This is a genomic window from Yoonia sp. (genome assembly GCF_036770585.1).
GTDB lineage: Bacteria > Pseudomonadota > Alphaproteobacteria > Rhodobacterales > Rhodobacteraceae > Yoonia.
This window is the reverse complement of the sequence record NZ_DAIPIW010000012.1, coordinates 25,446-33,827: the sequence shown is the minus strand read 5'-3', so window position 1 is coordinate 33,827 and position 8,382 is coordinate 25,446. Positions and strand designations below refer to the sequence as shown.

Genomic DNA, 8,382 nt, shown 5'->3' with positions numbered 1-8,382 from the left:
ATGCACCGCGCGATGTCGGACAACCCCCATCTGCAAGCGCTGGACCTGATCCATTGCGCCGGTCCGCTGATGCGCCACCTCTGGGAGGCCCTGCCCGAGGGCAAGCGCGGTGAATGGCGCGAGACCGCAGCCGAACTTGTGCCCATCGTCACCCGCCTTGTCGATGCGGGCGATGTGGTGCTGGTCAAGGGCTCAAAGGGGTCGAAGATCAGCCTCGTCGTTGACGCCATCCGAAAACTGGGGCATCGCCGCTCCACTCAGACTTAAGGATTCCGTATGCTCTACTGGCTTACCGCGCTTTCGGATGGCGGCGACGTCTTCAACCTCTTCCGCTACATTACGTTCCGCGCGGGCGGGGCTTTTATGACGGCACTGCTGTTCGGTTTCATCTTCGGGCCGCCACTGATCAACGTGCTGCGCCGCAAGCAAGGCAAGGGCCAGCCGATCCGCGATGATGGCCCCCAGGGGCATTTCGCCAAGGCGGGCACGCCCACCATGGGCGGTTTGCTGATCGTGGGCGCGCTGACGTTTTCGACGCTGCTCTGGGCGCGGCTTGACAATCCGTTCGTCTGGATGGTGCTTTTTGTCACTCTGTCCTTTGCGGCCATCGGTTTTGCGGATGACTATGCGAAGGTCTCCAAGCAATCGACGGGCGGTGTATCGGGCAAGGTGCGGATCCTGCTTGGCATCCTGATCGCGGGGATCGCGGGCTATTGGGCGGCGGCCTATCACCCCGAGGATCTGACCAACCAGCTTGCGCTGCCGGTTTTCAAGGACACGCTGATCAATCTGGGCATCCTGTTTGTTCCTTTCGCGATTGTCGTGATCGTCGGTGCGGCCAATGCCGTGAACCTGACCGATGGTCTGGACGGGCTGGCGATCATGCCTGCGATGATCGCGGCGGGTGCTTTCGGCGTCATCGCCTATGCGGTGGGCCGGACCGATTTCACCGAGTATCTCGACGTGCACTACGTCCCGCAAACCGGCGAGTTGCTGATCTTCACCATGGGGTTGATCGGTGGGGGGCTTGGGTTCTTGTGGTATAACGCGCCACCTGCGGCGGTCTTCATGGGCGATACCGGATCACTTGCCCTTGGCGGGGCGCTGGGCGCGATTGCGGTGGCGACCAAGCACGAGATCGTTCTGGCCATCGTCGGCGGGCTCTTCGTGCTCGAGGCGCTGTCGGTGATCATTCAGGTGCTCTATTTCAAGCGCACCGGCAAGCGCGTTTTCCTGATGGCCCCGATCCATCACCACTATGAGAAAAAGGGCTGGGCCGAGCCGCAGATCGTGATCCGCTTCTGGATCATCTCGCTGATCCTTGCGATGATCGGACTGGCAACGCTGAAGGTGCGCTAGGAGGTCCCGAGCATGATTCCGGTACAGGGCTACGCGGGGCAGGTTGTCGCGGTCTTGGGCCTTGGGCGGTCAGGGCGCACGGCGGCTGCCGCTTTGCAGGCGGGCGGGGCGGTGCCTGTGGTCTGGGACGACGGCGCAACCGCACGAGAGGCCGCGCATGATGCGGGCTTCAACCTGCGTGATCTGACCAGACAGGGGGCTTTCGACGATGTGGCGGCCCTGATCGTCAGCCCGGGTATCGCGCACCTCTATCCTGCTCCCCATCCGGTGATCGCCGCCGCATGGCAGGCCGATGTGCCGGTCGACAATGACATCGGGCTGTTCTTCCGGTCCTTCGCCACAGCCGATTGGGAGGCATTCGAGACGACCCCTCGCGTGATCGCGGTGACCGGATCGAACGGCAAGTCCACGACCTCGGCGCTGATCCATCACATTCTGGTCGAGAACGGGCGCCCCGCGCAGCTTGCCGGCAATATCGGGCGCGGGGTGCTGGACATCGACCCGGCCCATGACGGCGAGGTGGTGGTGCTCGAGCTTTCGTCCTACCAGACCGACCTTGCCCGCAGCCTGACACCCGATGTGGCGGTCTGGACGAACCTGACGCCGGATCACCTTGACCGGCACGGCGGGTTCGGCGGCTATTTCGCCGCCAAACGCCGCCTGTTTGCCGAAGGCGGGCCGGATCGCGCGGTGATCGGCGTTGACGAGACCGAAGGGCGCTACCTTGCAAACCAGATCGGCGAAGGGCGCGGCGATGATCGCGTGATCCGCGTCTCTTCGGGGCAGAAGCTGGTGGGTGACGGCTGGACGGTCTTTGCGCGCAAAGGCTTCCTGTCGGAATACCGCAAGGGGCGGCAGGTGGCCTCGATCGATTTGCGCGGGATCAAGGGGCTGCCGGGTGCGCACAATCACCAGAACGCCTGCGCCGCCTATGCCGCCTCCCGGACGCTGGGCCTGGGGCCGAAGGGCATCGAGGCCGCGATGCAAAGCTATGGCGGGCTGCCCCATCGCAGCCAGTTGATCGCCGAACGGGACGGTGTCGCCTTTGTCAACGACAGCAAGGCCACGAATGTGGACAGTGCGGCCAAGGCCTTGCAGGCCTTTCCGCGGATCCGCTGGATTTGCGGCGGGCTGCAAAAGGACGGCGGGCTTGACGGGTTGCTGCCGCATCTGGGGACTGTCGCGAAAGCCTATGTCATCGGCCGCGAAGCCCAAGGTTTTGCCCGCCAGCTGGGCGCCGTCGAGGCCGAGGTCTGCGGGACCATGGCGGTCGCGGTCGCCCAAGCCGCCGCCGAGGCGCAAAAGGGCGAAACGGTGCTGCTGGCCCCGGCTGCGGCCTCTTTCGACCAATACGACAGCTTTGAGAAGCGCGGCGAGGATTTCATCGCCTGCGTGAAGGCCGCGCTGGGCTAGCGCGCGCGGATCGCTTGACCGGCGGCCCAGCCCGAGGACCACGCCCATTGGAAATTGTAGCCGCCAAGCCAGCCGGTCACATCGACACATTCCCCGATGAAGTAAAGGTTCGGCATCGCCTTGACCGCCATTGTGCTTGATGACAGCGCATCCGTGTCGATACCGCCCAAGGTCACTTCGGCGGTGCGGTAGCCCTCTGATCCCGCGGGGCGCAATTCCCACCCTGCGAGGGCATCGCAGAGGTCGGACAGCCGCTTGTCGCTCTGGTCGGCGATATTGCCAGACAGTCCCCGTTCTGTGTCGAGATGCGCCACAAGCCGCGCGGGCAGGTATTGCCCGAGAACCGTTGTCAGCGCCTTTTTCCCTTGCGCCTGCCTGTCAGCCTGAAGCGCTGCAAACAGCGTGCCCGCAGGATCGAGGTTGACGGTGATCGGCGCGCCCTCGGACCAATAGGACGAGGCTTGCAGCACCGCGGGTCCTGAAAGCCCGCGATGGGTGAAGAGGATCGCCTCGTCAAAGCTGGTGTCATTTGACGTGACACGCGCGGGCGCAGCAACCCCCGCGAGCGGTTTGAACCTCTCGTCCGAAAAGGTCAGAGGCACCAGACCGGGGCGCGGGGTGATGACGGGCACGCCGAATTGTTCGGCGATCTGGTAGGCGAAACCGGTCGCACCCATCTTGGGGATCGACTTGCCGCCCGATGCGACGACCAGGTTGTCAGCCGTGACGGTGCGGCGGGTCCCGTCCTTTTCGACCTCAAGCCGAAAGGTCTGCCCGTCGTGCGCGATCTCGGTCACGCTGGTGTCGAGCCAGAGCCCTGCTGTCGCTTTGTCCATCTCGGCCCGCAGCAGCGCGATGATCTCTTTCGCCGAACCGTCGCAGAACAACTGCCCAAGCGTCTTTTCGTGCCATTTGATGCCGTATTGATCGACCAATGCGATGAAATCCCATTGGGTATAGCGCTTGAGGGCGGATTTGGCGAAATGCGGGTTCCGGCTGATGAAATTCTCGGGGCTTGTGTGGAGATTGGTGAAATTGCACCGCCCGCCGCCCGAGATGCGGATTTTCTCGCCGGCCGCCTTGGCGTGGTCGATCACCAGCACACCGGACCCGGCATGGGCGGCGCACATCATCCCTGCGGCACCGGCGCCGATGATCACGGTCTGGACCTTCATATGCGCGATATGACCCAAGTGCGATACAAGTTCAAACGCCGCGTCCGGGGATGGCTGCCTCCGGCGGGAGTTTCTTGGGAGAAAGAAGGCGGTTTTTCTGGAACCGCGCCGTTTTGGTCGCTATGCTGGCAATCAGACCCGGAAAACGGGCGTTCGAGGCAGTATGGCGGTTCATCCATGACGGAAATGGTCTATGGCACGGTTCCCGTGCAATCCGGCGATCCGGTTCTTCCCAGATGGTGGCGGACAATCGACAAATGGACGATGTCCTGTGTGCTGATGCTGTTCGGCATCGGGCTTTTGCTGGGGCTCGCCTCGTCGCCGCCACTGGCCGCCAAGAACGGGCTCGAGCCTTTTCACTATGTGACACGGCAGGCGATCTTCGGCGGGGTGGCGATGGTGGTGATGCTGATCGTCTCGATGATGTCGCCGGTGCTGGTGCGGCGGCTGGCGATCCTCGGGTTTCTTTGCGCCTTCGTCGCCTTGGCGTTCCTGCCGGTCTTCGGCACCGATTTCGGCAAGGGGGCGACGCGCTGGTATTCGCTGGGGTTCGCCTCGGTCCAGCCGGCGGAGTTTCTCAAGCCCGGGTTCGCGGTCATGATCGCCTGGCTTCTGGCGGCAGCGACGCAGATCAGCGGCCCGCCCGGACGCACCTATTCCTTTGTTCTGATGGCGGTGATCGTGCTGATGCTGGCCTTGCAGCCGGATTTCGGGCAGGCGGCGCTGATCCTCTTTGGCTGGGGTGTCATGTATTTCGTGGCAGGCGCGCCGATGACCATCCTGATCGTGATCGCTGGGATGGTGATGGCCGTCGGCGCCTTCGCCTATCAGAACTCGGAACACTTCGCCCGCCGGATCGACGGTTTCCTGTCGCCGGAGCTCGATCCGACGACGCAGCTTGGCTATGCCACCAATGCCATCCGCGAGGGCGGGTTCTTTGGTGTCGGCGTGGGCGAGGGGCAGGTGAAATGGTCGCTGCCCGATGCGCATACCGATTTCATCATCGCCGTCGCGGCCGAGGAATACGGGCTGATCTGCGTGCTGGTGATCATCGCGCTTTACGCGGTGATCGTCGTGCGGTCGCTGTTTCGTCTGATGAAAGAGCGTGACCTTTTCATCCGGCTGGCGGGCACAGGCCTTGTCTGCATGTTCGGGGTGCAGGCCATGATCAACATGGGTGTCGCTGTGCGTCTCTTGCCCGCCAAGGGCATGACGCTTCCCTTCGTTTCCTACGGCGGGTCCTCGCTGATTGCGGGCGGGATCGCCGTCGGCATGTTGCTTGCCTTTACCCGCAGCCGCCCGCAGGGCGAGATGGGTGACATCCTGATGCGCCGGGCGAACCGATGAAAGAGCCGCTCTTGGTGATCGCCGCCGGAGGCACGGGTGGCCATATGTTTCCCGCCCAGGCCCTGGCCGAGGCGATGCTGGCGAAAGGCTGGCGGGTCAAGCTGTCCACCGATGCGCGAGGCGCGCGTTACGCGGGCGGGTTTCCTGCGGCTGTCGCGGTGAATGTGGTCGGCAGCGCCACCTTTGCGCGTGGCGGGATCCTTCAGAAACTGCTGGTGCCGTTCCGCATCCTGGGGGGCATTGCCGCTGCGAAATGGCGCATGCTGCGCGACCGGCCGGCTGTGGTCGTGGGGTTCGGCGGCTATCCTGCCATCCCCGCCATGACCGCAGCCTGGGCCTTGCGGGTGCCGCGCATGATCCATGAACAAAACGGCGTGCTGGGCCGTGTGAACCAGCTTTTCGCCAAGCGCGTGAACCGGATCGCCTGTGGCACATGGCCCACCGAATTGCCGTCTGGTGTCAAGGGGGTGCATACCGGCAACCCCGTGCGAGCGGCGGTGCTGGAACATGCGGGCTCGCCCTATATCCCGCCGGGGGATTACCCGATGTCGATCCTTGTCCTCGGCGGATCGCAGGGGGCGCGGGTCATGTCGGATATCGTGCCGCCCGCCATTGCGGCCTTGCCCGAAGACCTCCGTCGCCGCGTGCGCGTGGCGCATCAGGCGCGGTCCGAGGATCTGCAGCGCGTCACCGACTATTACGCGGCCGAGCTTCTGACGGCCGATGTGCAGACCTTCTTTGACGATGTGCCCCGCCGCATGGCGGATGCGCAGCTTGTCATTTCGCGCTCGGGCGCCTCGACCGTGGCTGACGTCAGCGTTGTCGGTCGTCCGGCCATCTGGGTGCCATATGCGGGCGCGATCCGCGACGAGCAGACCGCCAATGCAAGGCAGACGGTCAAGGCGGGGGCCGCGATCCTGATGACCGAGGCGGAATTCGAGGTGGCACCCTTGACGGACAAGCTGACCGCGCTTCTGGGAAACGAAGCCGGCATGATGACCATGGCGCAAGCCGCGCTGGACTGCGGCGTGCCGGATGCGACCGAACGCCTTGTCAACGAGGTGACATCTCTGGCAGAGGGACGGACAAACTGATGGATGGGAACCCGCGGATGAGTGCTGCAACAAAACTGCCCCTGGATGTCGGGCCGATCCATTTCGTCGGCATCGGTGGGATCGGCATGTCCGGCATCGCCGAGGTCTTGCTGAACCACGGCTACACCGTGCAGGGGTCGGACCTGAAGGCGTCCAAAATCACCGACCGTCTGAAAGCGCTGGGCGCGGTCGTCTACGAGGGGCAGCGGGCCGAGAACCTTGAAGGCGCCGAGGTCGTGGTGATTTCCTCTGCCATCAAGCCGGGCAATCCGGAACTGGACGCCGCCCGCGCCAAGGGTCTGCCCGTGGTGCGCCGCGCCGAGATGCTGGCCGAATTGATGCGTCTGAAATCCAACGTCGCCGTCGCCGGCACGCATGGCAAGACCACGACCACAACCATGGTGGCAGCCCTGCTGGACGAGGGCGGGATCGACCCCACCGTGATCAATGGCGGGATCATCCACGCCTATGGGTCCAACGCCCGTATGGGGCAGGGCGAATGGATGGTGGTCGAGGCCGATGAAAGCGACGGCACCTTCAACCGCCTGCCTGCGACCATCGCCATCGTCACCAATATCGACCCCGAACACATGGAGCACTGGGGCACGGTCGAGGCGCTGCACAAGGGCTTTTACGATTTCGTCTCGAACATTCCGTTCTACGGGCTGGCTGTCTGTTGCACGGATGATCCCGATGTGCAGGTGCTGGTGGGCAAGATCACCGACCGGCGTGTCGTGACCTTCGGCTTCAATGCCCAGGCGGATATTCGCGCGATCAACCTGCGCTATGAAGGCGGGTTCCCGCAGTTCGACATCGCCTTGCAGGCTGAGGGTTCCGTGATCAAAGGCTGCACCCTGCCGATGCCGGGGGATCACAATGTCTCGAACGCCTTGGCGGCTGTCGCTGTCGCCCGTCATCTGGGAATGAAAAAGGACGAGATCCGCGCGGCCCTGGCGGGCTTCAAGGGTGTCAACCGCCGCTTTACAAAGGTCGGCGAAGTCAACGGCGTGCCCATCATCGACGACTACGGCCATCATCCGGTCGAGATCGCCGCCGTTCTCAAGGCTGCGCGGCGCGCCACCGAGGGGCGCGTGATCGCCGTGCACCAACCGCATCGCTACACCCGCCTGTCGCATCACTTCGAGGAATTCTGCGCCTGCTTCAACGATGCCGATGTCGTGGGCATCTCCGAGGTCTATTCCGCCGGGGAAGACCCGATCCCGGGTGCCACGCATCGTGACCTTGTGGCGGGTCTGATCCGGCACGGGCACCGCCATGCGCGGATCGTGGACAGCGAAGACGATCTGGCCCGTCTCGTCGTCGAACAGACCAAGCCGGGCGATATCGTTGTCTGCCTCGGCGCGGGCACGATCAGCGCCTGGGCGAATGCCTTGCCCGCAAAACTGGGCGGATGATCAGCGGCTGGGTCCTGATCGGGCTCTGGGTCGTTCTGGCGTTTGTCATGGCGGCCGTTCCCTCGACCGATCACCACTGGCGCCGCGCTTATGTGCTGATCGCGCTGGGATGTCCGGCGCTGGTCTGGATTTTCTGGCACGAGGGTTTCTGGATGGGGTTGGTCGCGCTGATCGTCGGCGGGCTGGTGCTGCGCTGGCCGGTCTACTACCTCTGGCGCTGGATCAAGGCGCGGCTGGGGCGCGCGTGATGGTCGGCTTCGTGGTCATCGGGGTGATGCTTGTCTGCGCGCTGGTGCCCTTTGCCTTGACCACGTTTCTGCTGCGGCGCGGGCAGGCGGGTTGGGCGCTGACCCTTGCAAGTCTGGTCGGTGCTGTTCTGACAATCCTGCTTTTTGCCAGTGGTCGCCCGATGGGGATCGATCCTGTCTTCGCCATGACCCTTGCCATGCTGGGCGCCTTTCCGGCCTTTCTGGGATGCATGGCCGGTGGCGTGCTTGGATGGATGCTGCGCAAGCGCGACGACGCGCGGCTGGGCTGACTTGTGTTTCCCGCGCGATTGATTACACGACCCCTCTGACC

At 64.1% G+C, this 8,382-nt stretch carries 8 protein-coding genes and 1 pseudogene; 8 read left to right on the top strand and 1 reads right to left on the bottom strand.

Translation table 11 applies throughout. From position 1 onward, the window contains the following. From V7N12_RS04090 to murD, 3 genes and pseudogenes are all read left to right on the top strand, one after another. Positions 1-267: pseudogene (locus tag V7N12_RS04090) on the top strand (UDP-N-acetylmuramoyl-tripeptide--D-alanyl-D-alanine ligase); the annotation flags it as partial. 9 nt (positions 268-276) lie between these two features. After that, positions 277-1,359: a phospho-N-acetylmuramoyl-pentapeptide-transferase gene (mraY, locus tag V7N12_RS04085; protein ID WP_333712876.1), complete on the top strand. Its 1,083-nt coding sequence runs from the start codon at positions 277-279 to the stop codon at positions 1,357-1,359. A 12-nt stretch (positions 1,360-1,371) separates the two neighbouring features. Next, complete coding sequence (murD, locus tag V7N12_RS04080; RefSeq protein WP_333712875.1) at positions 1,372-2,772, top strand: UDP-N-acetylmuramoyl-L-alanine--D-glutamate ligase; 1,401 nt, start codon at positions 1,372-1,374, stop codon at positions 2,770-2,772. Here murD and V7N12_RS04075 read toward each other — a convergent pair. After that, positions 2,769-3,947 carry an NAD(P)/FAD-dependent oxidoreductase gene (locus V7N12_RS04075; RefSeq protein WP_333712873.1) on the bottom strand — a complete coding sequence of 393 codons (1,179 nt, stop codon included), beginning with the start codon at positions 3,945-3,947 and terminating at the stop codon, positions 2,769-2,771. The two genes, murD and V7N12_RS04075, sit on opposite strands and share 4 nt — an antisense overlap. Positions 3,948-4,124: 177 nt before the next feature. On the opposite strand from V7N12_RS04075, the gene ftsW reads away from it, so the two are divergent. From ftsW to V7N12_RS04050, 5 genes are read left to right on the top strand one after another with little or no spacing between them, the layout of a single operon-like run. After that, positions 4,125-5,294 (top strand): putative lipid II flippase FtsW, encoded by a 1,170-nt coding sequence (gene ftsW, locus V7N12_RS04070; protein ID WP_333712872.1) that lies wholly within the window; start codon positions 4,125-4,127, stop codon positions 5,292-5,294. Further along, positions 5,291-6,388 carry a UDP-N-acetylglucosamine--N-acetylmuramyl-(pentapeptide) pyrophosphoryl-undecaprenol N-acetylglucosamine transferase gene (locus V7N12_RS04065; RefSeq protein WP_333712871.1) on the top strand — a complete coding sequence of 366 codons (1,098 nt, stop codon included), beginning with the start codon at positions 5,291-5,293 and terminating at the stop codon, positions 6,386-6,388. The genes ftsW and V7N12_RS04065 overlap by 4 nt, the downstream gene beginning before the upstream one ends. A gap of 17 nt (positions 6,389-6,405) precedes the next feature. After that, positions 6,406-7,803 (top strand): UDP-N-acetylmuramate--L-alanine ligase, encoded by a 1,398-nt coding sequence (gene murC, locus V7N12_RS04060; protein ID WP_333712870.1) that lies wholly within the window; start codon positions 6,406-6,408, stop codon positions 7,801-7,803. After that, a complete protein-coding gene (locus tag V7N12_RS04055) occupies positions 7,800-8,051 on the top strand; it encodes a DUF2484 family protein (RefSeq protein WP_333712869.1) in 252 nt (83 codons plus the stop codon). The genes murC and V7N12_RS04055 overlap by 4 nt, the downstream gene beginning before the upstream one ends. Beyond that, positions 8,051-8,341, top strand: a complete 291-nt coding sequence (locus V7N12_RS04050; RefSeq protein WP_333712867.1) for a UDP-N-acetylmuramate--alanine ligase — start codon at positions 8,051-8,053, stop codon at positions 8,339-8,341. The genes V7N12_RS04055 and V7N12_RS04050 overlap by 1 nt, the downstream gene beginning before the upstream one ends. The last annotated feature ends 41 nt before the right edge of the window (positions 8,342-8,382 follow it).